At 71.8% G+C, this 21,771-nt stretch carries 23 protein-coding genes; 20 read left to right on the top strand and 3 right to left on the bottom strand.

Translation table 11 applies throughout. The features are described from left to right. The first annotated feature begins 41 nt into the window (after nt 1-41). Nucleotides 42-266, top strand: coding sequence for an FmdB family zinc ribbon protein (locus N912_RS0144230; RefSeq protein ID WP_028927496.1), 225 nt, complete (start codon nt 42-44; stop codon nt 264-266). A 165-nt stretch (nt 267-431) separates the two neighbouring features. Next, on the top strand, nt 432-1,394 hold the full coding sequence (locus N912_RS58515) for a glycoside hydrolase family 43 protein (protein WP_169748059.1): 963 nt from the start codon (nt 432-434) through the stop codon (nt 1,392-1,394). Nucleotides 1,395-1,438: 44 nt separating this feature from the next. Here the strand turns inward: N912_RS58515 and N912_RS58510 are convergent, their stop codons facing one another. Then, entirely contained in the window at nt 1,439-2,386 is a 948-nt protein-coding gene (locus N912_RS58510) for a right-handed parallel beta-helix repeat-containing protein (RefSeq protein WP_169748058.1), read from the bottom strand. Between the two features lie 49 nt (nt 2,387-2,435). On the opposite strand from N912_RS58510, the gene N912_RS0144210 reads away from it, so the two are divergent. From N912_RS0144210 to N912_RS58500, 4 genes are all read left to right on the top strand, one after another. Continuing rightward, complete coding sequence (locus N912_RS0144210) at nt 2,436-3,326, top strand: hypothetical protein (RefSeq protein ID WP_028927495.1); 891 nt, start codon at nt 2,436-2,438, stop codon at nt 3,324-3,326. Between the two features lie 81 nt (nt 3,327-3,407). Beyond that, on the top strand, nt 3,408-4,232 hold the full coding sequence (ku, locus tag N912_RS58505) for a non-homologous end joining protein Ku (RefSeq protein WP_037069893.1): 825 nt from the start codon (nt 3,408-3,410) through the stop codon (nt 4,230-4,232). Nucleotides 4,233-4,369: 137 nt separating this feature from the next. Continuing rightward, on the top strand, nt 4,370-5,182 hold the full coding sequence (locus N912_RS0144200) for a hypothetical protein (protein WP_037069854.1): 813 nt from the start codon (nt 4,370-4,372) through the stop codon (nt 5,180-5,182). Nucleotides 5,183-5,275: 93 nt separating this feature from the next. Continuing rightward, nucleotides 5,276-5,812, top strand: coding sequence for a DUF4188 domain-containing protein (locus tag N912_RS58500; RefSeq protein ID WP_064745553.1), 537 nt, complete (start codon nt 5,276-5,278; stop codon nt 5,810-5,812). Nucleotides 5,813-5,878: 66 nt separating this feature from the next. Here N912_RS58500 and N912_RS0144190 read toward each other — a convergent pair whose 3' ends face one another. Continuing rightward, on the bottom strand, nt 5,879-6,637 hold the full coding sequence (locus N912_RS0144190) for a GntR family transcriptional regulator (protein ID WP_281176391.1): 759 nt from the start codon (nt 6,635-6,637) through the stop codon (nt 5,879-5,881). 118 nt (nt 6,638-6,755) lie between these two features. On the opposite strand from N912_RS0144190, the gene iolC reads away from it, so the two are divergent. The 8 genes from iolC to N912_RS0144150 all read left to right on the top strand — a co-directional run bounded on the left by iolC (nt 6,756) and on the right by N912_RS0144150 (nt 15,227). Beyond that, entirely contained in the window at nt 6,756-7,703 is a 948-nt protein-coding gene (gene iolC, locus N912_RS0144185) for a 5-dehydro-2-deoxygluconokinase (protein ID WP_028927492.1), read from the top strand. After that, nucleotides 7,693-8,565, top strand: coding sequence for a Cgl0159 family (beta/alpha)8-fold protein (locus N912_RS64195; protein WP_028927491.1), 873 nt, complete (start codon nt 7,693-7,695; stop codon nt 8,563-8,565). The genes iolC and N912_RS64195 overlap by 11 nt, the downstream gene beginning before the upstream one ends. Beyond that, nucleotides 8,562-9,425 carry a 5-deoxy-glucuronate isomerase gene (gene iolB, locus N912_RS0144175; protein WP_037069853.1) on the top strand — a complete coding sequence of 288 codons (864 nt, stop codon included), beginning with the start codon at nt 8,562-8,564 and terminating at the stop codon, nt 9,423-9,425. Before N912_RS64195 ends, iolB begins: the two co-directional genes overlap by 4 nt. Continuing rightward, nucleotides 9,422-11,329, top strand: coding sequence for a 3D-(3,5/4)-trihydroxycyclohexane-1,2-dione acylhydrolase (decyclizing) (gene iolD, locus N912_RS0144170; protein WP_028927489.1), 1,908 nt, complete (start codon nt 9,422-9,424; stop codon nt 11,327-11,329). The genes iolB and iolD overlap by 4 nt, the downstream gene beginning before the upstream one ends. 24 nt (nt 11,330-11,353) lie before the next feature. Beyond that, nucleotides 11,354-12,328 carry a substrate-binding domain-containing protein gene (locus N912_RS0144165; RefSeq protein ID WP_028927488.1) on the top strand — a complete coding sequence of 325 codons (975 nt, stop codon included), beginning with the start codon at nt 11,354-11,356 and terminating at the stop codon, nt 12,326-12,328. Between the two features lie 90 nt (nt 12,329-12,418). Then, on the top strand, nt 12,419-13,393 hold the full coding sequence (locus N912_RS0144160) for an ABC transporter permease (protein WP_425415392.1): 975 nt from the start codon (nt 12,419-12,421) through the stop codon (nt 13,391-13,393). 8 nt (nt 13,394-13,401) lie between these two features. Next, complete coding sequence (locus N912_RS0144155) at nt 13,402-14,220, top strand: ATP-binding cassette domain-containing protein (RefSeq protein WP_028927486.1); 819 nt, start codon at nt 13,402-13,404, stop codon at nt 14,218-14,220. Continuing rightward, entirely contained in the window at nt 14,217-15,227 is a 1,011-nt protein-coding gene (locus N912_RS0144150; protein WP_245645910.1) for a Gfo/Idh/MocA family protein, read from the top strand. Before N912_RS0144155 ends, N912_RS0144150 begins: the two co-directional genes overlap by 4 nt. On the opposite strand, the gene N912_RS58495 is transcribed toward N912_RS0144150, so the two are convergent. Further along, nucleotides 15,224-16,243 carry a LacI family DNA-binding transcriptional regulator gene (locus N912_RS58495; protein ID WP_245645908.1) on the bottom strand — a complete coding sequence of 340 codons (1,020 nt, stop codon included), beginning with the start codon at nt 16,241-16,243 and terminating at the stop codon, nt 15,224-15,226. The two genes, N912_RS0144150 and N912_RS58495, sit on opposite strands and share 4 nt — an antisense overlap. A gap of 107 nt (nt 16,244-16,350) precedes the next feature. Here N912_RS58495 and N912_RS0144140 point away from each other — a divergent pair, with 107 nt between their 5' ends. The 6 genes from N912_RS0144140 to N912_RS0144115 are packed head-to-tail and all read left to right on the top strand — an operon-like array spanning nt 16,351 to nt 21,701. Next, on the top strand, nt 16,351-17,361 hold the full coding sequence (locus N912_RS0144140; RefSeq protein WP_028927484.1) for a Gfo/Idh/MocA family protein: 1,011 nt from the start codon (nt 16,351-16,353) through the stop codon (nt 17,359-17,361). After that, on the top strand, nt 17,358-18,362 hold the full coding sequence (locus N912_RS0144135; RefSeq protein ID WP_028927483.1) for a Gfo/Idh/MocA family protein: 1,005 nt from the start codon (nt 17,358-17,360) through the stop codon (nt 18,360-18,362). The genes N912_RS0144140 and N912_RS0144135 overlap by 4 nt, the downstream gene beginning before the upstream one ends. Next, entirely contained in the window at nt 18,359-19,237 is an 879-nt protein-coding gene (locus tag N912_RS0144130; RefSeq protein ID WP_028927482.1) for a sugar phosphate isomerase/epimerase family protein, read from the top strand. Before N912_RS0144135 ends, N912_RS0144130 begins: the two co-directional genes overlap by 4 nt. Beyond that, nucleotides 19,230-20,297, top strand: a complete 1,068-nt coding sequence (locus N912_RS0144125; RefSeq protein ID WP_028927481.1) for a fatty acid desaturase family protein — start codon at nt 19,230-19,232, stop codon at nt 20,295-20,297. The genes N912_RS0144130 and N912_RS0144125 overlap by 8 nt, the downstream gene beginning before the upstream one ends. A 10-nt stretch (nt 20,298-20,307) precedes the next feature. Next, complete coding sequence (locus N912_RS0144120) at nt 20,308-20,616, top strand: MocE family 2Fe-2S type ferredoxin (RefSeq protein ID WP_028927480.1); 309 nt, start codon at nt 20,308-20,310, stop codon at nt 20,614-20,616. Next, nucleotides 20,616-21,701, top strand: coding sequence for a phytanoyl-CoA dioxygenase family protein (locus tag N912_RS0144115; protein WP_037069851.1), 1,086 nt, complete (start codon nt 20,616-20,618; stop codon nt 21,699-21,701). The genes N912_RS0144120 and N912_RS0144115 overlap by 1 nt, the downstream gene beginning before the upstream one ends. Nucleotides 21,702-21,771 lie beyond the last annotated feature (70 nt).

Below are 21,771 nucleotides of genomic sequence, written 5' to 3'. Positions count from 1 at the left end.
ACGTCGTCCCCCTGTGAGGCGACCGGCGCTAGGATGCTCGGATGCCCCGCTACGAGTTCCGCTGCCGCGACTGCGTCGCACTCGGCGCCGACGGCGTGTTCGAGGTGTCCCGCCCGATGAGTGCCGCTCGCGAGCCCGCGACCTGCCCTGATGGCCACCAGGACACCGTCAAGCTGCTCTCCACCGTGGCCATGACGGGCACCGCGCCGGCGGCGGTCGGCGGCGGCGGGGGTGGCTGCTGCGGCGGCGCCTGCGGATGCGGCTGACCGGCGGGCCCTAACTCATCGATCGCGGTAAGTAACAGCCCTCAAGCCAAGGTTCATACTTTCGAGTAAAACGACTCAAGTCCGCGTCGACCGGCAAGCTACTGTCTGTTCCTGATGTCTCCCATTCCTCGCGGCGGCTGGGCTCGCCTGCTAACAACCGGTCCCGTGGTCGCAGCCGTTGTGGCCGCCACCACGGCGGCGACGGGCGGGGCAATTCAGCCGGTCATTGCGCGTGACTTTCCCGACCCCGCCGTGCTGGCCGTAGGTAGCACCTACTACGCCTATTCCACCGGGAGCAGCTACAACAAGCAGGTCTGGCACGTGCCGGTGCAGAAGTCCCCGAGCCTGACCGGCAGGTGGACCGAGGTCGGCGACGCGCTGCCCGAGCTGCCCGCCTGGGTGAACAAGGAGGGCGTCGGGCACGGCAACGTGTGGGCGCCCGAGGTGGCCGCGCGCAGCGACGGCAGCTACATCCTCTACTTCACCGCGCGAGCGGCCAACCAGAACGTGCAGTGCATCGGCGTCGCGCTGGCCTCCTCGCCGCAGGGGCCGTTCAAGCCGGTCGGGTCCAAGCCGCTGGTCTGCCGGCCCGAGGACGTCGACAGCATCGACCCGAAGGCGTTCACCGACACCGACGGCAAGCAGTACCTGCTCTACACCAGCGGCCGGGGCAGGTCCACGATCTGGCTGCAGCAGGTCTCGGTCGACGGCATGACCTCGGTGGGCGAGCGGCGGGCGCTGATCCAGTCCGACCGGCCGGAGGAAGGCAACATCATCGAGGCGCCGACCCTGGTCCACCACGGCGACAGGTACGTGCTGTTCTACTCCGGCAACGCCTACAACAGCGGCAAGTACTTCGTGAACTACGCGACGTCGGAGTCGCTGGCCAGCACGTTCGTCAAGCACCCCGGCCAGTTCCTGAACAAGGACACCCTCGGCGGCGCGATGACCAACCCCGGCGGCCAGGACGTGATCCCCGGCTCGAAGCACGACTACCTGCTGTTCCACGCCTACACCGGCGGCGAGTCGCGGGCCATGTTCGCCTCCGGCCTGAGCTGGGACTCGGACGGCAACCCGGTCCTCGAGCTGAACAACGTGGCGAAGGCGCCCACCCGACGTGCCCCCTGACCGTGAGTGGTTAGGGCCGTCATGGCGGCCCTAACCACTCACGACTAGGGGGCGCCGCCCGGCTCCGGTCCCTGGTAGCCGGACCGCGACGAGCGGTCCATGCCCACCTCGTAGCGTACCGACCGCGCCTTGTTTCCGTTGACCACCGCGTTGGTCGCCTTGTTCTGCAGCGCGAACGCGTGGTTGATGTCGCCCACGATCTCGTTGCCGGTGATCACCGCATGGTCGGTGTCGTCGATCAGGACGGCCTGGGCGGCCTTGTTCTCGCAGTAGTTGTTGCTGAACGTGATGTTCCTGGTCTCGCCGTCGCCGCTGCCGTCGCCGGCCTCGCTGTTCGGCCCCTCCACGATCAGGCAGTTGTTGTCGATCTTCTCGCAGCGGTTGCTGTCGATCAGGACGTCCTGGCTGGCCGGGTTGTCGTCGTCGGTGGCGAAGGTCTGCATGCAGTCCGCGTGCGCGCCCTTGGCGTTGCGGGTGTCGGTGATCGTGTTGTGCTCGATCCTGATGTTGCTGCCCCAGAACCGGATGCCGTCCCCGTCGTCGCGGCGCGGGCCGTTGATCGCGGTGTTGCGCAGCGTGATGTTGCTGCCCTTCAGCGACGCGCCCGGCGCCTTGGGCTCGTCGGCCACGAAGCCGTCCACCACCACGTTGTCCGCGGCCACGCTGATGCCCTTGACCTTGGTCCGGCCGTCGCCGAGCACCCGCAGCGGGGACGACTCCGAGCCGCCCTTGTCGATCTTGAGGCGGGCGTCGCCGAGGTCGCCGGTCACGCACACGACGTCGCCGGACGAGGCCTCGGACAGCGCCCGCTCCAGGCCGGAGGCGTCGGTGGCCTTCTTGGTGCAGTTGGTCTGCGGTTCGGGCGTGCCCACGCCGGCGGGGCCGCTCGGGCCGGGCGGCGAGCTGGTCGAGCCGTGCTTGCCGCAACCGGCCAGGACGACCACGGCGGCCAGCCCCACCGCCACCGCCAGGCACCGCCTCCGCAAGGTCACCGAACCGATGCTAGCGGCGTCACATCACGGGACATGACAAGCTGGGCGGGTGGATCTCGACGAGGTGGCCGACGAGCTGTACGGGCTGCCTCGCGACGAGTTCACCAAGGCACGGGACGAGCGCGCCAAGCGGGCGAAGTCCGAGGGCGAACGGGACCTGGCCGCCGCGATCGGCCGGTTGCGCCGCCCGACGGTGGCCGCCTGGCTGGTCAACCAGCTCGCGCGGCAACAACCGGAGCGGCTGGTCGAGCTGGCCGAGCTGGGTGAGGCGATGCGCGGCGCGCACGCCAACCTGGACGGGGCGGAGCTGCGCCGGCTGTCCGGGCGGCGGCGCGAGCTGATCGCGGAGCTGACCGGGCTCACCAGGGAGCTGGGGGAACCGGTCAGCGAGTCGGTCGGTCGCGAGCTGGAGGACACGTTCGCCGCCGCCCTGACCACGCCGGAGGCGGCGCGGGCGCTGGCCCGAGGGCGGCTGGCCTCGCCCAAGGAGCTGGCCGACGCGGACAAGGCCGCCGACCCCGGCGCGGTGACCTGGCCGTCCGCAACCCCCGGCGCCACGCCCGCGCCCAAGCCAGCCGCCGCCCCCAGACCGGCCGAGCGCCCCAAGGAGCCACCCGCCGCGCGCCCGGCCACGCCCAGCTCGACCCTGCTGCGCGCCCGCGCCGAGCTGGACCGCACCGAGTCGGCGGTGGCCGACGCCGAAGACAGGCACGCCGCCGCGCAACGGGCCCACGACGACGCCGCCGCCGAAGAGACCGCCGCTCACCAGAAGGTGGCCGACCTGCGGGCCGAGCTGGTGGCCGCCGAGCGGGCCGAACGGGACGCCCGGCTGCGCGCCCGCACCGCCCGCCGCGACCGCGAGGACACCGACCGCGCCCTGCGCGAGGCACTGCGCCGCCGCGCCGTCGCCCAGGACCGGCTGGCCGCACTGGAGCCCTGAACCCGCCCATTGACCAGGCGGAACGCCCTTGCGCAACCCCCACTGACCCCGGACGCTTGATACAAACGGGAGGAGAGAACCGTGCCACGCGCAATCTGGACCGGCTCGATCACATTCGGGCTGGTGACCGTCCCGGTGGGGCTCTACAGCGCCACCGAGGACCACTCGGTGCACTTCCACCAGTATCAACGGGGCACCACCGACCGGATCCGCTACCAACGGATCAACGAACGCACCGGCGAGGAGGTGGCGTTCCGGGACATCGTGCGCGGCCTCGAGGAGAACGACGGGCAGACGATCATCATCGACCCCGCCGAGCTGGACGACATCGCGCCGGGCCGGTCGCACTCGATCGAGGTGACCGCGTTCGTCGACCTCGACGAGATCGACCCGATCTTCTACCAGAAGACCTACTGGCTGGCCCCGACCAAGGAGGAGAACGGCAAGGTCTACGCCCTGCTCGCGGCCGCCATGGCGGCCACCAACCGGGTCGCGATCGCCACCTTCGTGATGCGCGGCAAGCAGTACCTGTGCGCGGTGCGCTCGGAGAACGGGGTGCTCTCGCTGGAGACGCTGTACTACGCCGACGAGATCCGCGAACCGCGCGAACAGCTCGACTTCCTTCCCGAGCCGTCCGAGCTCGGCGAGGACAGCAGGGAGCTGGACATGGCCCGCACGCTGATCGAGTCGATGGGCGCGCCGTGGCAGCCCGAGGACTACCGGGACAGCCACACCGACCGGGTGAAGCAGCTGATCGAGGACAAGCGCGCCGGGAACGAGGTCGTCGCCGAGTCCGCGCCACCGGAGGCGACCGAGGTGACCGACCTGCTGGAGGCGCTGCGCCGCAGCGTGGAGGCCCGCAAGGGCGGCTCCGGGTCGGGGGACGACAGCGCGAGAGCGTCCTGACGCGCCCCCGTGACGGGGTGTGCCCGGAGTAACCGACGCCGTCGGGCGGTACCGAAACCGTGACCCGATCGTGTCCGAGAATCCCCCTCCGGTAGGTTGCCCCGGCGTGCACAACCCGTCACGAAGGGTGAATACCGTTGACCTATGACTCACTCTTCGGCGGCCCGACCGAGCGGATGCCCGAGGCCCCGACCGAGCAGATGTCGGGGGTCCCGGCCCGGGGCGGTCTGGTGGCCGGCATCGTCGCGCTGGTGCTTGCGCTGGCCTGCGCCGCCGCGGTGGCCGTCCCGCAGACCCGGCTGATCGGCCTCGGCGCGGTGCCCATCCTCGCGGTGCCGCTGGCGATCATCTGGCGCCGCGAGCGGGGCTCGCGCGGGTTCGTGCTGGCCTCCGCCGCGCTGGGGGTGCTCTGCCTGGCGTTCGCGGGCGGGTTCGTGGTCACCCTGGTCAGCGGGATGCCGGAGCGCACGCTGTTCGGCACGCCGTCGCCGGCCTCGGCACCGGCCGCCCCGGCGGCACCGCCCGTGCTCTCCCCGGGGTCCGCCAACCCGCCGGCCGCCAACGCCCCGGCACCGGACCCGATCCCGGACGCGATCCCGACGGCCGCCGCGCCCCCTCCGGTCGCGCCGCAGGCACCGGCCGTCCCGCAGGCGCCGGCCAAGCCCGCTCCCGCCGTGCCCACGCCCACCCAGTCCTCCGGTTCCTCCGGGTCCTCGAGCGAGGACAGCGACGAGGGGACCGACGACGAGTCCGGGCGCGGCGCCACCGGCCAGCGGCGCCACCCCGCGACGCCCAGGCCGAACCCGAGCGTCGGCAAGACCTGCGAGCCGGGGCCGCCCGCCCGCGGCTCGAACGGCGAGTCGCTGGTGTGCGCGCCGGTCGGCGGCGGCGAGTTCGCCTGGCGGCGCTCGGACAGCGGCGGGTACGGCGGGTTCTGGGGCGGCTTCTAGCGCTCTCACTCCATCGGTAACGAGGTTATAGACAACGCCGGGTTCTTCGCGGCACAGTTGTGCGCAGCCGTACCGAGGAAGAGGAGAGATCCCATGGGCGGACCTCGGGTGTTCCCTGGGCGCTACACCGCCGAGCTGGGCGCCGACGGCATGGTCGTGGTGCTGATCGGCATGCGGTTCAACCACTGGTGGCGGGTGGACAAGTGGCTGTTCGTGATGCTCGCGATGTTCCGCAGCCTGCGCCACCTCGCCGACCGCGACGAGGGCCTGCTCGCCAACTACACCTTCCTCGGCGGCCGCACCACGCTGATGGTCCAGTACTGGCGGAGCATGGACGAGCTGCAGAAGTTCGCCTCCAACCCGGACGCCCCGCACCTCGCGGCCTGGCGCAGGTACGTGCGCCGGATCGGCAACGACGGCAGCGTCGGCGCGTACCACGAGGCCTACCAGGTCCGCCCCGGCGGCACCGACGTCGTCTACGTGAACATGCCGGCCTTCGGCCTGGCCGGCGCCACCGCCCCCGTCAAGGTCGACGCCGGCCGCAACACCGCCCGCCAGCGCGTCTCCTACGGAACCCCCGAACCCCCACCCGCGAGTCGGGCGTCCGAGCACACCGAGTCGGGCGTTTGAGCACATCGGCGGTGTGCCGGATCGCGCGACTCACTGTGCTGAGAGCCCCGACTCGCGGGCGGGGGGTTAGCTGGTGAGGGTGAGTTCGAAGGAGTACCTGCTCGCGCGGTAGATGTGCGAGCCGTACTCGACGGCGCGGCCGGTGGCGTCCCAGGCGGTGCGGGTCATGGTGAGCATGGGGGCGCCTCGGTGGTCGCCGAGGAGCTTGGCCTCGGAGGCGGTGGCCGCCTTGGCGCCGACCGTCTGGTTGGCCATCCGAGGGATGTGGCCGGCGGCGCGGAGCAGTTGGTAGAGGCCGTGCTCGGCCAGGTCGGCCCGGCGCAGGGCGAGCACGTCCAGCGGGACCGCGTTGTGCATGAGCGCGAGCGGCTCGTCGTCGGCGAACCGCAGCCGCTCCAGCCAGTTGATCTCCGACCCGAACGGGATGCCCAGCGCCTCGGCGATGGCGTCGGGCGCGGGCCGGATCTCCAGCAGCTTGATCTCGGTACGCGGGCGCTGGCCGGCCTTCACCAGGTCGTCGTAGAGGCTGGTCAGCTCGACCGGCCGGCGCACCTTGGGGTGCACGATCTGGGTGCCCACACCGCGCTTGCGCACCAGCATGCCGCGCTCGACCAGGTAGCCGATCGCGCGGCGCATGGTCGGCCGGGACACCCCGAGCCGGTCGGCCAGCTCGACCTCGTTCTCCAGCCGCCCGCCCACCGGCAGCTCGCCGTCCTCGATGAGCTGCTGCAACCTGCTGGCGACCTGGAAGTACAGCGGCACCGGGCTGGTGCGGTCCAACGACACCCTCGGCACCAGCCCCCAGACCGTCGTTCGCTCAGGCACCGCTGCCCCCGTCTCCGCGCTTTTGTCGTTACAAAGTATGTAAAGACAAAGTATTGACGTGCTGGTGACGTGAGGGTACACCTTTGGCGCACGGCCGTGGCCGGACGGAAGAGGTGGCATGGACGCTGGCGGGGCACCGGAGGTGCTCACGATGGGACGGCTCGGGGTGGACATCTACCCGCTGCAGACGGGGGTCTCGCTGCGCCGGGTCACCTCGTTCGGGAAGTACCTGGGCGGCACGGCGGCGAACGTGGCGGTGGCGGCGGCGCGCTACGGCCGGCGCGCCGCGCTGATCTCCCGCACCGGGACCGACCCGTTCGGCGAGTACCTGCACGACGCGCTGCGCGGCTTCGGGGTGGACGACAGGTTCGTCACCCCGGTGACGCGGTATCCGACGCCCGTGACGTTCTGCGAGATCTTCCCTCCGGACGACTTCCCGATCTACTTCTACCGGCTGCCCAAGGCGCCCGACCTGGAGATCTACCCCGACGAGCTGGACCTGGACGCGGTACGAGACGCCGACGTGTTCTGGGTGACCGGTACCGGGCTGTCCGCCGAGCCCAGCCGGGAGGCCACGCTGCACGCTCTGGAAGCGCGCGGCCGGCGCGGCATCACGGTGCTGGACATGGACTACCGGCCGGTGTTCTGGCCGTCCAGGGAGGCCGCGCGCGCCGAGTACGCCAAGGCGTTGGCGCACGTCACGGTCGCGGTCGGCAACCTCGACGAGTGCGACACCGCCGTCGGCACCCGGGAGCCGAGGGCGGCGGCCCGCGCGCTGCACGAACTGGGCGTCGAGCTGGCCGTGGTCAAGCAGGGTCCGCGCGGCGTGCTGGCCTCGCAACGCGGCAAAGAGGTGGAGGTGCCGCCGGTAGAGGTGGAGGTGGTGAACGGGCTGGGCGCCGGCGATGCGTTCGGCGGCGCGCTGTGCCACGGGCTGCTCGCCGGCTGGGACCTGGAGCGGACCATGCGGTTCGCCAACACCGCCGGCGCGATCGTGGCGTCGAGACTGGCCTGCGCGGACGCCATGCCCACCTTCGACGAGGTGGAGGCCGTCCGTGCGCGCTGACCGAGGCAAGATCGTCGACACCCGCGTGCACCGGCCGGCCGCCGTGGCCGAGGCCGCCGCGAACCGCCGCCGCCCGGCGTCCCTGCTCGGCGAGCACGGCAGGCTCATGATGATCGCCGCCGACCACCCGGCCCGTGGCGCGCTGCGCGCCGGCGACCGCCCGCTGGCCATGGGCGACCGGATCGACCTGCTGGACCGGCTGGCCGAGGCGCTGTCCCGGCCGGGGGTGAACGGCGTGCTCGGCACCCCGGACATCCTGGAGGACCTGCTGCTGCTCGGCGCCCTGGACGGCAAGGTGGTGGTCGGCTCGATGAACCGGGGCGGGCTGGCCGGCACCGCGTTCGAGATCGACGACAGGTTCACCGCGTACGACGCCGCGTCCCTCGCGTCGGCGGGGTTCGAGGGCGGCAAGATGCTGACCCGCATCGACCCGACCGACCCGGGAACGGTGGCCACCCTGGTCGCGGCCGGCCACGCGGTCAGCGAGCTGGCCCGGCACCGGCTGATGGCCATGGTCGAGCCGTTCATCTCGCACCGCGTGGACGGCCGGGTCCGCAACGAGCTGACCGCCGAGGCCATGATCAGGGCCATGACGGTGGCCGCTGGCCTGGGCACCACCTCGGCGTACACCTGGCTGAAGGTGCCGATCGTCGACGACATGGAACGGGCCATGGAGGCCACCACGCTGCCCGCGCTGGTGCTCGGCGGCGAGGTGGCTACCAATCAGGACGCCGCACTCACCGCATGGAGCAAGGCGCTCGCGCTACCCACCGTCCAGGGCCTGGTGATCGGCCGCAGCCTGCTCTTCCCACCAGGGGACGACGTGGCTTCAGCCGTGGACGCGGCGGTGAGCCTGCTGTGAGCCTTATACGTAGAGGAGAGACGACGGACGGCGCGTTCGAGCTCGTCATCACCCCCGAACGGGCCGGCTGGGGGTACAGCGGGCTGCGGGTGCTGACGCTGCCGCCCGGCGGGTCCTCGGAGTTCGACACCGGCGCGGACGAGATGGTCCTGCTCCCCCTGGAGGGCGCCGCCGACGTGCGCTGCGACGGCGAGACGTTCGAGCTGGCCGGGCGCCGCAACGTGTTCTCCCGGGTGAGCGACTTCGCCTACCTGCCCCGCGACGCGCACGCCCGGGTGTCCTCCCGCACCGGCGGCCGGTTCGCGCTGCCCAGCGCCCGCGCCACCCGCCGGCTCGCCCCCCGCTACGGCCCCGCCGAGGGCGTCGCGGTCGAGCTGCGCGGCGCCGGCCAGGCCAGCCGGCAGGTGAACAACTTCTGCAACCCGGACACCTTCGAGGCCGACAAGCTGATCGCCGTCGAGGTGCTCACCCCGGCCGGAAACTGGTCGTCCTGGCCGCCCCACAAGCACGACCAGCACCGCCCCGGCGAGTCCGTCCTGGAGGAGATCTACTACTTCGAGGTCGGCGGCGTCGGCGTGGGCTACCAGCGGGTCTACGGCTCCGGCCCCGGCCGCGAGATCGACATCTGCGCCGAGGTCCGCACCGGCGACACGGTCCTCATACCGCACGGCTGGCACGGCCCGTCGATGTCCGCCCCCGGCTACCCCCTCTACTACCTCAACGTCATGGCCGGCCCCGACCCCGAGCGCGCCTGGCTGATCTGCGACGACCCCGCGCACGCCTGGGTCCGCGACACGTGGCCCGACCAGCCCGCCGACCCCCGCCTCCCACTCACCACCACCCAGGAGCGCCCCCAATGAGACTCACCGTGTCCCAGGCGCTCGTAAACTTCCTGACCGCCCAATACACCGAACGCGACGGGTCCGAGCAAAGACTCATCCCCGCCGTGCTCGGAATCTTCGGCCACGGAAACGTCGCCGGCCTCGCCCAAGCCCTCCTAGAACCGCCCGCGAGTCGGGGATTTTGTCAGGGTGAGTCGCGGATTTCGTCAGGGCTCCCCTACCACCTGGCACGCAACGAGCAGGGCATGGTGCACACCGCCGTCGGCTACGCCCGCATGCGCAACCGCCTGTCCACCCTGGCCTGCACCACGTCCATCGGCCCCGGTGCGACGAACATGCTCACCGGCGCCGCGCTCGCCACCATCAACCGAATCCCGGTGCTCCTTCTCCCCAGCGACCACTTCGCCACCCGAGTGGCCACCCCGGTGCTCCAAGAACTGGAGGACCCGCGCGGCCACGACATCTCCGTCAACGACGCCTTCCGCCCGCTGTCGAAGTACTTCGACCGGGTGCAGCGCCCGGAGCAGCTGCCGTCCGCGCTGCTCGCCGCCATGCGGGTGCTCACCGACCCGGCCGAGACCGGCGCGGTGACCCTCGCGCTCCCCCAGGACGTGCAGGCCGAGGCGTACGACTGGCCGGACGAGCTGTTCGCGAAACGTGTCTGGCACATCCCCAGGCCGGTGCCCGAGCCCGCCGCGCTGCACCGCGCCGCCGCCCTCCTCCGGTCCGCACACCGACCGTTGATCATCGCCGGCGGCGGGGTGATCTACAGCGAGGCGAGCGCGGCGCTGCGCCGGTTCGCCGAGGTCACCGGCATCCCGGTGGCGGACACCCAGGCCGGCAAGGGCGCCGTGCCCTGGGACCACCCTGCCGCGGTCGGCGGGATCGGCGCGACCGGCTCCCCGGTGGCCAACGAGCTGGCCCGCGACGCCGACGTCGTCCTCGGCATCGGCACCCGCTACAGCGACTTCACCACGGCGTCCCGGACCGTGTTCGCGCACCCGGACGTGCGGTTCGTGAACCTCAACGTAGCCCGGTTCGACGCGGCCAAGCACGCCGGCGAGATGCTGGTGGCAGACGCCCGCGCGGGCCTGGAGGCGCTCACCGAACTTCTGACGGAATCCGCGACTCACCCTGACAAAATCCCCGACTCGCGGAAGCGGTACGAAGGCGCGCGGGCGCGGTGGAACGCGGTGGTGGACCACGCGTACCGGCTCGGGCTCGCGCCGGTGCCGGCGCAGACGGAGGTTCTTGGCGCGTTGAATGAGGTGCTCGAACCCACGGACGTGGTGGTGCAGGCGGCGGGGAGTTTGCCGGGGGACTTGCAGCGGTTGTGGCGGGCGCGTGATGACAAGGCGTACCACGTGGAGTACGGGTACTCGTGCATGGGGTATGAGATCGCCGGGGCGCTCGGGGTGAAGATGGCGGCGCCGGAGCGCGAGGTGTTTGCGCTGGTCGGGGATGGTTCGTACCTGATGATGGCGCAGGAGATCGTGACGGCGGTGTCCGAAGGCGTCAAGCTGAACATCGTGATCGTGCAGAACCACGGGTTCGCCTCGATCGGGGCGCTGTCCGAGTCGGTCGGGTCGCAGCGGTTCGGGACGGCGTACCGGTACCGGTCGGAGGAGACCGGGCGGTTGGACGGCGACAGGCTGCCGGTGGACCTGGCGGCGAACGCCGCGAGCCTGGGCGCGGACGTCATCCGGGCCCGGACCATCGCCGAGTTCCGCGACGCCATCGCCACCGCGCGCGCCGCCACCCGCACCACCGTGGTGCACATCGAGACCGACCCGCTCGCGCCGTCCCCGGACTCGGGCGCCTGGTGGGACGTCCCGGTCGCCGAGGTCTCCACGCTGGAGTCCACCCAAGGCGCCCGCAAGACCTACGAACAGCACATGACCGCGCAGCGCCCCCTGATCTAGGGGTCCCCGAGAGAGGAATGCTCAATGAGGAGTACTCGCCTTCTGGTCCGCGCCCTGGCGGTCACCGCGACGCTCGCCATCGCCCTGACCGCGTGCAGCAGCAAGGGGGGCGCGCGCAACGAGGCCGGCCCCGCCACCGGCCAGCGCTTCACCGTCGCGATGGTCACCCACGAGAAGCCCGGCGACGCGTTCTGGGACAAGATCCGCGCGGGCGCCCAGGCGGCGGCCAACCAGCTCAACGTCGAGCTGAAGTACAGCTCCGACCCCGAGCCGGGCAAGCAGGCCACCCTGGTCCGCAACGCCATCGACTCGAAGGTCAACGGCATCGCGGTGACGCTGGCGAAGCCGGAGGCGGTCGGCCCGGTGGTGCAGCAGGCGCGCCAGGCCGGCATCCCGGTGGTGGCGTTCAACTCCGGTGACAAGGAATGGCAGAAATACGACGCGCAGATGTACTTCGGCTCCGACGAGGAGGTCGCGGGCCAGGCGGTGGGCAGCCGGATCAGCTCGGCCGGCGGCGGCAAGACGATCTGCGTGATCCAGGAGCAGGGCCACGTCGCGCTGGAGGCCCGCTGCGCCGGGGTGAAGAAGAACCACCCGGACACCGAGGTGCTCTACGTCGACTCGGAGAACCTGCCGGCGGTCAAGGCCACCATCGGCGCCAAGCTCCAGCAGGACCCGTCCATCGGCTACGTGGTCACCCTGGGCGCCCCGATCGCGCTGGCCGCGCTCCAGTCCAAGCAGGAGACGCAGGCCAAGGCCAAGATCGTGACCTTCGACCTGAGCACCGACGTGGCCCAGAAGATCCAGTCCGGGGATATCGAGTTCTCCGTGGACCAGCAGCCCTACGTGCAGGGCTACATGTCGGTCGCCTCGCTGTGGCTGAACCTGACCAACGGCAACGACATCGGCGGCGGCCGCTCCGTGCTGACCGGTCCGTCCTACGTGGACAAGACCAACATCGCCAAGATCGCCGACTACGCGCAGCGCAACACTCGTTGACGGGAGGCTGGCATGAGTACGTCAGTGGTGACGCCGCCGTCACCGGCCACGGAACCTGTACGGGTGCAACGTTCGCTGGTGTCCCGGGTGATGGCGCGGCCGGAGGTGGGGGCGCTGGTCGCGGCCGTCGCGATCTTCCTGCTGTTCTTCGCCATCGCCGAGCCGTTCCGGACCACGGCGGCGCTGTCCACCGTGCTCTACGCCAGCTCCACGATCGGCATCGTCGCGGTCGGGGTGGCGCTGCTGATGATCGGCGGGGAGTTCGACCTGTCCACCGGCGTCGCGGTGACCACCGCGTCGCTGGCCTCCACCATGATCAGCTTCCAGCTCAGCCTGAACGCCTGGGTCGGCGTCATCGTCAGCCTGCTGATCGCGTTGGGGATCGGGTTCGTGAACGGCTACCTGCGGATGCGGACCGGGATACCGAGCTTCCTGGTCACGTTGAGCACGTTCTTCATGCTGGCCGGGATCAACCTCGGGGTGACCAAGCTGGTCACGGGCACGGTGGCCACCCCGAACCCCTCGGAGCTGGACGGCTTCGCGTCGGCGGAGGCGGTGTTCGCCTCGGACATCCCGCTCGGGTTCATGACCGTCAACATCAGCGTGCTGTGGTGGATCGTGTTCATGCTGGTGGCGACCTGGATCCTGCTGCGGACCCGGGTCGGGAACTGGATCTTCGCGGTGGGCGGGAACGCGGACAGCGCCCGGGCTGTCGGGGTGCCGGTGCGGAAGACCAAGATCGGTTTGTTCATGGGCGTCGCGTTCACCACCTGGTTCCTGGGCCAGCACCAGCTGTTCGAGCTGAAGGTCGTGCAGTCCGGGGTGGGCGTGGGCAACGAGTTCATCTACATCATCGCGGCGGTGGTGGGCGGGTGCCTGCTCACCGGCGGATACGGCTCGGTGATCGGCGCGGCGCTGGGGGCGTTCATCTTCGGCATGACCACCCAGGGCATCGTCTACGCCGGTTGGGACCCGAACTGGTTCAAGACGTTCCTGGGCGCGATGTTGCTGCTCGCGGTGCTGGTCAACCTGTACGTCAAGAACTACGCGTCTACCCGTAGGTGAGGTCCACGATGACCGACACGATCGCCGAACACGCCGCCCGCGACCTGGAGGTCGGAACCCCGCTGGTCGAGATGGAGGGCGTGGGCAAGGCCTACGGCGCCATCCGCGCGCTGGAGGGCATCAACCTGACGGTCAACGCCGGCGAGGTGGCCTGCGTGCTCGGCGACAACGGCGCCGGCAAGTCCACCTTGATCAAGATCATCTCGGGGTTGCATCCGCATACCGAGGGCGTCCTGAAGGTGGACGGCGTCGAGACCCGGTTCGGCTCGCCGCGCGAGTCCCTGGACCGGGGCATCGCCACCGTGTACCAGGACCTCGCCGTGGTGGGCCTGATGGAGGTGTGGCGGAACTTCTTCCTCGGCTCGGAGATCCGGCGCGGGCGTTATCCGCTGGCGCCGCTGGACATCGCCGCGATGAAGGAGATCGCGGACGCCGAGCTGAAGAAGATGGGCATCCACGTCAAGGACATCAACCAGCCGATCGGCACGCTCTCCGGTGGCCAGCGCCAGTGCGTGGCGATCGCGCGCGCGGTGTACTTCGGCGCGCGGGTGCTGATCCTGGACGAGCCGACGGCGGCGCTGGGCGTCAAGCAGTCCGGGGTCGTGTTGAAATACACCGCCGCGGCGCGGGACGCCGGGCTCGGCGTCGTGTTCATCACGCACAACCCGCACCACGCCTACCTGGTCGGCGACCACTTCGTCATCCTCAAGCTCGGCCGGCGCGTGCTGGACAAGCGCCGCGCCGAGGTCACCCTCGAGGAGCTGACCGCCGAGATGGCCGGCGGCCAGGAGCTCACCGAGCTGTCCCACGAACTGCGCGGATCATGATCAACGTCGGTGTGATCGGCGTGGGGGCGATCGGGCGGGACCACGTGCGGCGGCTGACGCACGTGCTGGCCGGGGTGCGGGTGTCGGCGGTCACGGACGTCGACCTCGACCGGGCGGGCGCGGTGGCCGGCGGGGTCGGTGCGGGGGTGGCACGGACCGGCGCGGAGCTGATCGCGGACCCTGGCGTGGACGCGGTGGTGGTGACCTCGTGGGGGGCCACGCACGCCGAGTACGTGCTGGCCGCGATCGCGGCGGGCAAGCCGGTGTTCTGCGAGAAGCCGCTGGCCGCCACCTCGGCCGACTGCTCGGCGATCCTGGACGCGGAGGTCGGCGCCGGGCGGCGGTTCGTACAGGTCGGGTTCATGCGCCGCTACGACCCGGCGTACCGCTCGCTGCGCTCGACGGTGGCCGGTGGCTCGCTGGGGGCGCCGCTGCTCATGCACGCCGCGCACCGCAACATGTCGCTGCCGGCGCACTTCACCGGCGACATGCTGATCACCGACAGCGCGGTGCACGAGTTCGACCTGGCCCGCTGGCTGTTCTCGGACGAGATAGCGGCGGTCACCGCGCTCACCCCGCGCCGCAACCGGCGGGCCTCGGATGATTTCCCCGATCCGTTGGTGTTACTGGTGGAGATGGCCGGCGGGATCCTGGTAGACGTCGAGATCCTGGCGAACGCGCGCTTCGGCTACGACATCCGGGGCGAGGTCGTGTGCGAGGACGGGACCGTGGCGCTGTCCGAGAGCGCCGGCGTCGTGGTCAAGAGGTCGGGCTCGTACGCGGGCCCGGTTCCGACGGACTGGCGGGAGCGGTTCGCCGAGGCGTTCGACGCGGAGTTCCGGTCCTGGCTGGACACGGTGGCCGCCGGCGCCCAACCGACCGGCCCGAGCGCCTGGGACGGCTACGCGGCGGCCGTCTGCACGGACGCCGGCCTGACCGCGCTGCACAGCCGTGCCCGGGCGGAGGTCACGCTGCGCGAACGGCCCGATTTGTACAAGCCGGCCTAGTTTGGGCGGGGCTCGCCCGTGGTGTTGCGGACGACCAGGTACGGCGGGAGGACGACCTCGCGGTGCTCGCCCCTGTCGCCGTCGAGGCGTTCCACGATCGCGGCGACGGCGTGCTCGGCCAGCCGGCCGGTGTCCTGGCCGACGGTGGTCAGGGCGACGTGCGCGAGCCGGGACAGCGGGTCGTCGTCGTAGCCGACCACGGACACGGTGCCGGGCACGGCCACCCCGCCCCGGATGAAGACGTCGAGCAGGCCGACCGCGCACCTGTCGTTGAAGCAGACCACGGCGGTCGGCAGGCCGGCGCCGTCGAGCAGCTCGCGGGCCGCGCGCATGCCGGCGGCCTCGTCCTTGTCGCCGGGCAGGACCCGCGCGCGGGCGGTGAGGCCGGCCTCGCGCATCGCCCGCTGGTAGCCGCGGCGGCGGTCGGCGGCGATCATGCCGGGGCCGCCGTCCAGGTAGGCGATGTCGCGGTGGCCGAGGTCGGTGAGGTGCTCGACGGCGCGCGCCACGCCGGCGTCGTCGGCGACCCGCACCACGTCCACCCCGGGCGTGGGCACCCGGCGGCTGACCGCGACCACCGGCAGCTGGCGGTCCAGCGCGGCCAGCCGCGCGGCGGACGCCTCGGGGCCGAGCAGGATCAGGGCCTCGCAGCGCGAGTCCAGCAGGGTCTCCACCGCGCGCTGTTCGGTGCGGCCCCGGGTGATCGTGGCCAGCACCAGCTCGTAGCCGTGCTGCTCCACCGTCTCGTGCAGGTCTTCGACGATCTGGGCGTGGAACGAGCTGCGCACGTCCAGCAGCACGCCGATCAGCCGGCTGCGGCGGCGCGCGAGCAGGCTCGCCGCCCGGTCCGGCCGGTAGCCGAGCCGGGTGGCCGCCTCCAGCACCCGCTCCCGGGTCGCCGCGCTCGGGCCTGGCACGCCGCGCAGCACCAGCGACACCGACGCGGTGGACAGCCCGACCGCCGCCGCGACGTCCTCCAGGCGGACCCGCCGCCCCGCGTTCACCTCGTTCGCCAAGACCCTCCCCCGGCCCCTTGACAGAACCTTGACAGAACCGCCCGGTGCTCGGGATAGTACTAGTGCTTAAAGCGCTTTAAGACGCCGGCCTCACAGGGGAGCTGCCGATGACCAGTAGCGAGCCACTGCGGATCGGGCTGCTCGGCGCGGCCCGGATCTCCGACCGGGCGCTGGTCGCCCCCGCCGCCACCACCGGCGACCGGCTGGTGGCGGTGGCCTCCCGCGACCGCGCGCGGGCCGAGCGGTTCGCCGCCGAGCACCGCGTCGAGCGCGTGCTGGACGACTACGCCGCGCTGGTCGCCGACGACGAGGTCGACGTGGTCTACAACCCGCTGGCCAACGGCCTGCACGGGCCGTGGAACCTGGCGGCGATCGCGGCCGGCAAGCACGTGCTGAGCGAGAAGCCGTTCGCCAGCAACGCCGCCGAAGCTCGTGAGGTGGCCGCCGCCGCCCGCGCGGCCGGGGTCACCGTCGTCGAGGCGTTCCACTACGTGCACCACCCGGTGATGCGCCGGATGCACGAGCTGCTGGAAACCGGCGAGCTGGGCGAGCTGACCAGGGTGGAGGCGTACTTCACCATGCCGGCACCGGCGCCGGAGAACCCGCGCTGGCTGTTCGAGCTGGCCGGCGGCGCGCTGATGGACGTGGGCTGCTACTGCCTGCACGCGCACCGGACGCTGGCGCCCTGGGCCGGCGGCGAGCCGACCGTGGTGGCCGCGCGCGGCGGCGAGCGGGCCGGCCAGCCGGGCGTGGACGAGTGGCTGGAGGCCGACCTGGCCTTCCCCGGCGGCGCCACCGGGTTCGCCCGCTGCTCGATGAACGACCGGTCGCGGGTCACCCTGCGCCTGGTCGGCACCGAGGGCGAGGCCACCGCGTACAACTTCGCGGTGCCGCACCGCGACGACCGGATCCTGGTCGCCACGAAGGCGGGAGGCGAGCGGACCGAGCACCTGGGCACCCGCACGTCGTACACCTACCAACTGGAGGCGTTCCGGGCGCAGGTCCGAGGCGGTGTCCCACCGACGCTGGACGACGCGGTCGCGAACGCCGAGCTGATCGACGCCGCGTACACCGCCGCCGGGTTCCCGCCGCGGCCGACGTTCGGGAGGACGCCATGAGGCTCGGGCTGATCGGACTGGGCAGGATCGGCGCGTTCCACGCCCGCACCCTGTCCGAGCTGGACACCGTGGACTCGCTGGTGGTCACCGACGCGATGGCCGCCCGCACCGAGCGGGTGGCGTCCGAGCTGAACGCCGAGCCGGCCGAGTCGGCGGAGAAGCTGCTGGCCGCCGGCGTGGACGGGGTGCTGATCGCGGCGGCCACCGACACGCACCCGGAGCTGCTGGCCGCCGCCGTGGACGCCGGCCTCCCGGTGTTCTGCGAGAAGCCGATCGCCGCCGACATCGCCGACGCGGTGGACCTGGCCCGGCGCCTGGCCGGCCGCGACCACCGCGTCCAGATCGGCTACCCAAGACGATTCGACGCCGGCTACGCGGCCGCCCGCGCCGCCGTCGCCGCCGGAGAGCTGGGCTGGCTGCACACCGTGCGGGCCACCACCCTGGACCCGGCGCCGCCGCCGGCCGACTACCTGCGGGTGTCCGGCGGGATCTTCCGGGACTGCTCGGTGCACGACTTCGACGCCATCCGCTGGGTGACCGGCCGGGAGGTGGTCGAGGTCTACGCGGCCGGCGGCAACCGGGGCGACGAGCTGTTCGCTTCGGTGAACGACGTGGACACCGCCGCGGTCACCCTGACCCTGGACGACGGCACGCTCGCGCTGGTGTCCAACAGCCGGTACAACCCGCGCGGCTACGACGTGCGCCTGGAGCTGCACGGCTCGCGGGACAGCATCGCGGTCGGGTTGGACGACGGGTTGCCGCTGCGGTCGGTGGAGCCGGGCGTGAGCTTTCCGCACGGGCGCCCGCACCACTTCTTCATGGACCGGCTGGCGGCCGCGTTCCGCGCCGAGCTGGCCGCGTTCACCGAGCTGGTCGCGGGCGAGCGCGAGTCGCCGTGCACGGTCGCCGACGCGCTGGCCGCGAGCTGGATCGCCGAGGCGGCCACCCGCTCCCGTGCGGAGCACCGCCCGGTCCGTATGGAAGAGGTGGTGAACACATGACGAACAAGATCGCCGGAGCGCCGATCTCCTGGGGGGTCTGCGAGGTCCCTGGATGGGGATACCAGCTCGCGCCGGATCGGGTGCTCACCGAGATGGTCGAGGTCGGGCTGGCCGCCACCGAGTTCGGCCCGGCGGGGTTCCTGCCGGACGAGCCGGGCGCGCTGGCGTCCGTGCTGGCCGACCACCACCTGGACGCGGTCGGAGGGTTCACCCCGCTGCTGCTGCACGTCGCCGGGCACGACCCGGTGCCACAGGTGCGGCGGCTGCTCGCGGGCTACGACGCGGCGCGCGCGGGCACCCTGGTGCTGTCGGCGGTCACGGGCGCGGACGGGTATGACTCGCGCCCCGAGCTGGACGACGACGGCTGGCGGACGCTGCTGTCCAACCTGGACCGGGCGGCGGCGGTCGCGGACGAGCACGGCGTGCGCGCGGTGCTGCACCCGCACGTCGGCACCATGGTCGAGACCCCGGCCGACGTGCAGCGCGTCCTGTCAGGTTCGACGATCGCCCTGTGCCTTGACACCGGGCACCTGCTCATCGGCGGCACCGACCCCGCCGAGCTGACCCGCCAGGCCCCCGACCGGATCGCGCACACCCACCTCAAGGACGTGGACGCCGGGCTGGCGCGCGCCGTACAGGACGGCCGCCGCTCGTACACCGAGGCCGTCCGCGCCGGCATGTACCGCCCGCTGGGCACCGGCGACGTGGACGTGCCGGCCATCGTCGGCCACCTCCGGGACCGCGGCTACGACGGCTGGTACGTCCTGGAGCAGGACACCATCCTCACCGAGGAGCCCACCGGCGTCGGCCCGGTCGCGGACGTGCACACCAGCGTCGAACACCTCCATTCTTTGTTGGCGGCTCGCGATGGGTAAGGAACGGTTGGCGCGCTACGACCTGGCCGGTCCCGAAGGCGCCCGCGCCGAAGCCGCCGGGTTGACCGACGGCGGATGGTTCCGCAGCGACGTGCCGCGCAAGCGCATGAAGGAGCTGATGCGCCGCACCGACGGCCCTGCGCTGCGAGACACCGCCATCTGGCTCGGCCTGCTCGCGGTGTCCGGCACCCTCGGCGGCCTGCTGTGGGGCACCTGGCTGGCCGTCCCGTGCTTCCTCGTGTACGGCCTGCTGTACGGCTCCGCGGGCGACTCGCGCTGGCACGAGAGCGGCCACGGCACCGCGTTCCGCACCCGCTGGATGGCGAACGCGGTCTACCAGATCGCCTCGTTCATGATGATGCGCGACCCGACGGTCTGGCGCTGGAGCCACACCCGCCACCACACCGACACGCTCATCGTGGGCCGCGACCCGGAGATCCAGGTGATGCGCCCGGCCCGGCTGGCCAGGCTGCTGGCCAACTTCCTCGGCCTCTACGACGTCCCCAAGGCACTACGCGACCTGGTGCTGCACGCGTCCGGCCGCCTCACCGCCGAGGAGGTCACCTTCATCCCCGAGCAGGAACGCCCCAAGGTCTACCGGACCGCCCGGATCAGCCTGGCGATCTACCTGGCCACGGCGACGGCGTGCGTCCTCACCGGGTCGGTCCTGCCGCTGATGTACATCGGCGGGCCACGGGTGTACGGCACGTTCATGCACGTGGTCTACGGCCTGACCCAGCACGCCGGGATGGGCGAGAACGTGCTGGACCACCGGCTGAACACCCGCACCGTGAAGATGTGCCGGATCAACCGGTTCCTGTACTGGAACATGAACTACCACGTGGAACACCACATGTTCCCGATGGTCCCGTACCACCGGCTGCCCGAGCTGCACGACGAGATCAAGGCCGACCTGGCTCCGGCGTACCCGTCCCTCTGGGCGGCCTACAAGGAGCTGGTCCCCGCCGTCCTGCGCCAGCTGCGCGACCAGAGCTACTACGTGCGCCGCACCCTGCCCGACGGCGCTCCGCCGTTCCACGAGGGCCAGCCCGCCCGGTAAGGAGACGACGATGTGGATCGCCGCCTGCAAGGAGGACGACGTCGAGCCGGACGACGTGATCGGGTTCGCCCACGACGGCGTGGACTACGCGATCTTCCGCTCGCCCGACGACGAGTACTACGCCACCGCCGGGCACTGCACGCACGAGCGCGAGCTGCTCTGCGACGGCCTGGTAATGGACGGCGAGATCGAGTGCCCGCGCCACCTCGGCCGCTTCAACTACGCCACCGGCCGGGCCCAGGGCGCGCCGGTGCTGGTCGACCTGCGCACCTACCCCGTCAAGATCGAGGACGGCATCGTCTACCTGGACGTGAGCTGATGGACTGCAGGCTGGACGACCTGGTCACGGTGGTCGCTTCGGGGACGGACCCGGCGGACTACCCACACGCCGGCGACATCCGAGACGGCGTGCTCGTCTACGACGCCGACGCGCTGCGCACGACCCCGTCGACCGAGCTGACCCGAGCGCTGGCCGACGGCCCGGGCATCGTGATCGTCCGCGATGCCTTCGACCCCGCCGTCGTCTCCCGCGCGTCCGAGGAGTTCGCCGCGATCATCGCCGAGCAGCAGGCGGCCGGCGCGGTCAGCGGCGACCACTTCGCCCGCCCCGGCGCCAACGACCGGATCTGGAACGCGCTGGAGAAGCTGGCCGTCCGCGCCCCGGCCACCTTCGTGGAGTACTACGACAACGACGCGCTGGCCCGGGTCAGCGAGGCCTGGCTGGGCCCCGGCTACCAGGTCACCTCGCAGGTGAACGTGGTCAACCCGGGCGGCGCCGGGCAGGTCGGGCACCGTGACTACCACCTCGGCTTCCTGCCCGCCGCCCAGATCTCGTGCTACCCGGAGCACGTGCACCGGCTCTCCCCGGTCCTGACCCTGCAGGGCGCCGTGGCGCACTCGGACATGCCCGTCGAGACCGGCCCGACCTGCTACCTGCCGCACTCGCAGAAGTACCTGCCCGGATACCTGGCCACCGAGCGCCCGGAGTTCCGCCGGTACTTCGACGAACACCACGTCCAGCTGCCGCTGCGCCTGGGCGACGCGGTGTTCTTCAACCCGGCAGTGATCCACGGCGCCGGCACCAACCGCACCCCCGACGTGCGCCGGATGGCCAACCTGCTGCAGGTCTCGTCCGCGTTCGGCCGCGCCATGGAGACCGTCGACCGCCGCCGGGTCTGCACCGCCATCTACCCCGCGCTGCTCGGCCACCCCGAACCAGCCAACGCCGTGGCCGCCGCCGCCGAGGGCTACCCCTTCCCCACCGACCTGGACCGCGACCCGCCGCTGGACGGCCTCGCCCCACCCAGCCAGGCCGACCTCGTACGGCAAGCACTGGCCCAGCGGTGGCCCCCCGACCGGCTGGAATCCGAGCTGGCCGCGCACGCCGCACGCAGGTCCCCGTGACCATGGCTCATACGTCCCGGTGGCCGCGCACGCCCGGCCGGGTGACTCCGGAGTGTCGCTGCACCCGGCC

It is taken from the genome of Actinospineispora acaciae DSM 45401 (assembly GCF_000620785.1).
Taxonomy (GTDB): Bacteria; Actinomycetota; Actinomycetes; order Mycobacteriales; family Pseudonocardiaceae; genus Pseudonocardia; species Pseudonocardia acaciae.
This window is presented reverse-complemented; position numbering and strand designations above follow the sequence as displayed.

Coding starts and splice junctions, on each gene's coding strand:
- N912_RS0144125 (WP_028927481.1), top strand. CDS start 19,230: ATGGGTAAGGAACGGTTGGCGCGCTACGACCTGGCCGGTCCCGAAGGC.
- N912_RS0144160 (WP_425415392.1), top strand. CDS start 12,419: ATGGCGCGGCCGGAGGTGGGGGCGCTGGTCGCGGCCGTCGCGATCTTC.
- N912_RS0144230 (WP_028927496.1), top strand. CDS start 42: ATGCCCCGCTACGAGTTCCGCTGCCGCGACTGCGTCGCACTCGGCGCC.
- N912_RS0144130 (WP_028927482.1), top strand. CDS start 18,359: ATGACGAACAAGATCGCCGGAGCGCCGATCTCCTGGGGGGTCTGCGAG.
- iolC (WP_028927492.1), top strand. CDS start 6,756: ATGGACGCTGGCGGGGCACCGGAGGTGCTCACGATGGGACGGCTCGGG.
- N912_RS0144115 (WP_037069851.1), top strand. CDS start 20,616: ATGGACTGCAGGCTGGACGACCTGGTCACGGTGGTCGCTTCGGGGACG.
- N912_RS58500 (WP_064745553.1), top strand. CDS start 5,276: ATGGGCGGACCTCGGGTGTTCCCTGGGCGCTACACCGCCGAGCTGGGC.
- N912_RS0144155 (WP_028927486.1), top strand. CDS start 13,402: ATGACCGACACGATCGCCGAACACGCCGCCCGCGACCTGGAGGTCGGA.
- N912_RS0144135 (WP_028927483.1), top strand. CDS start 17,358: ATGAGGCTCGGGCTGATCGGACTGGGCAGGATCGGCGCGTTCCACGCC.
- N912_RS0144140 (WP_028927484.1), top strand. CDS start 16,351: ATGACCAGTAGCGAGCCACTGCGGATCGGGCTGCTCGGCGCGGCCCGG.
- N912_RS0144165 (WP_028927488.1), top strand. CDS start 11,354: ATGAGGAGTACTCGCCTTCTGGTCCGCGCCCTGGCGGTCACCGCGACG.
- N912_RS0144150 (WP_245645910.1), top strand. CDS start 14,217: ATGATCAACGTCGGTGTGATCGGCGTGGGGGCGATCGGGCGGGACCAC.
- iolD (WP_028927489.1), top strand. CDS start 9,422: ATGAGACTCACCGTGTCCCAGGCGCTCGTAAACTTCCTGACCGCCCAA.
- N912_RS0144120 (WP_028927480.1), top strand. CDS start 20,308: ATGTGGATCGCCGCCTGCAAGGAGGACGACGTCGAGCCGGACGACGTG.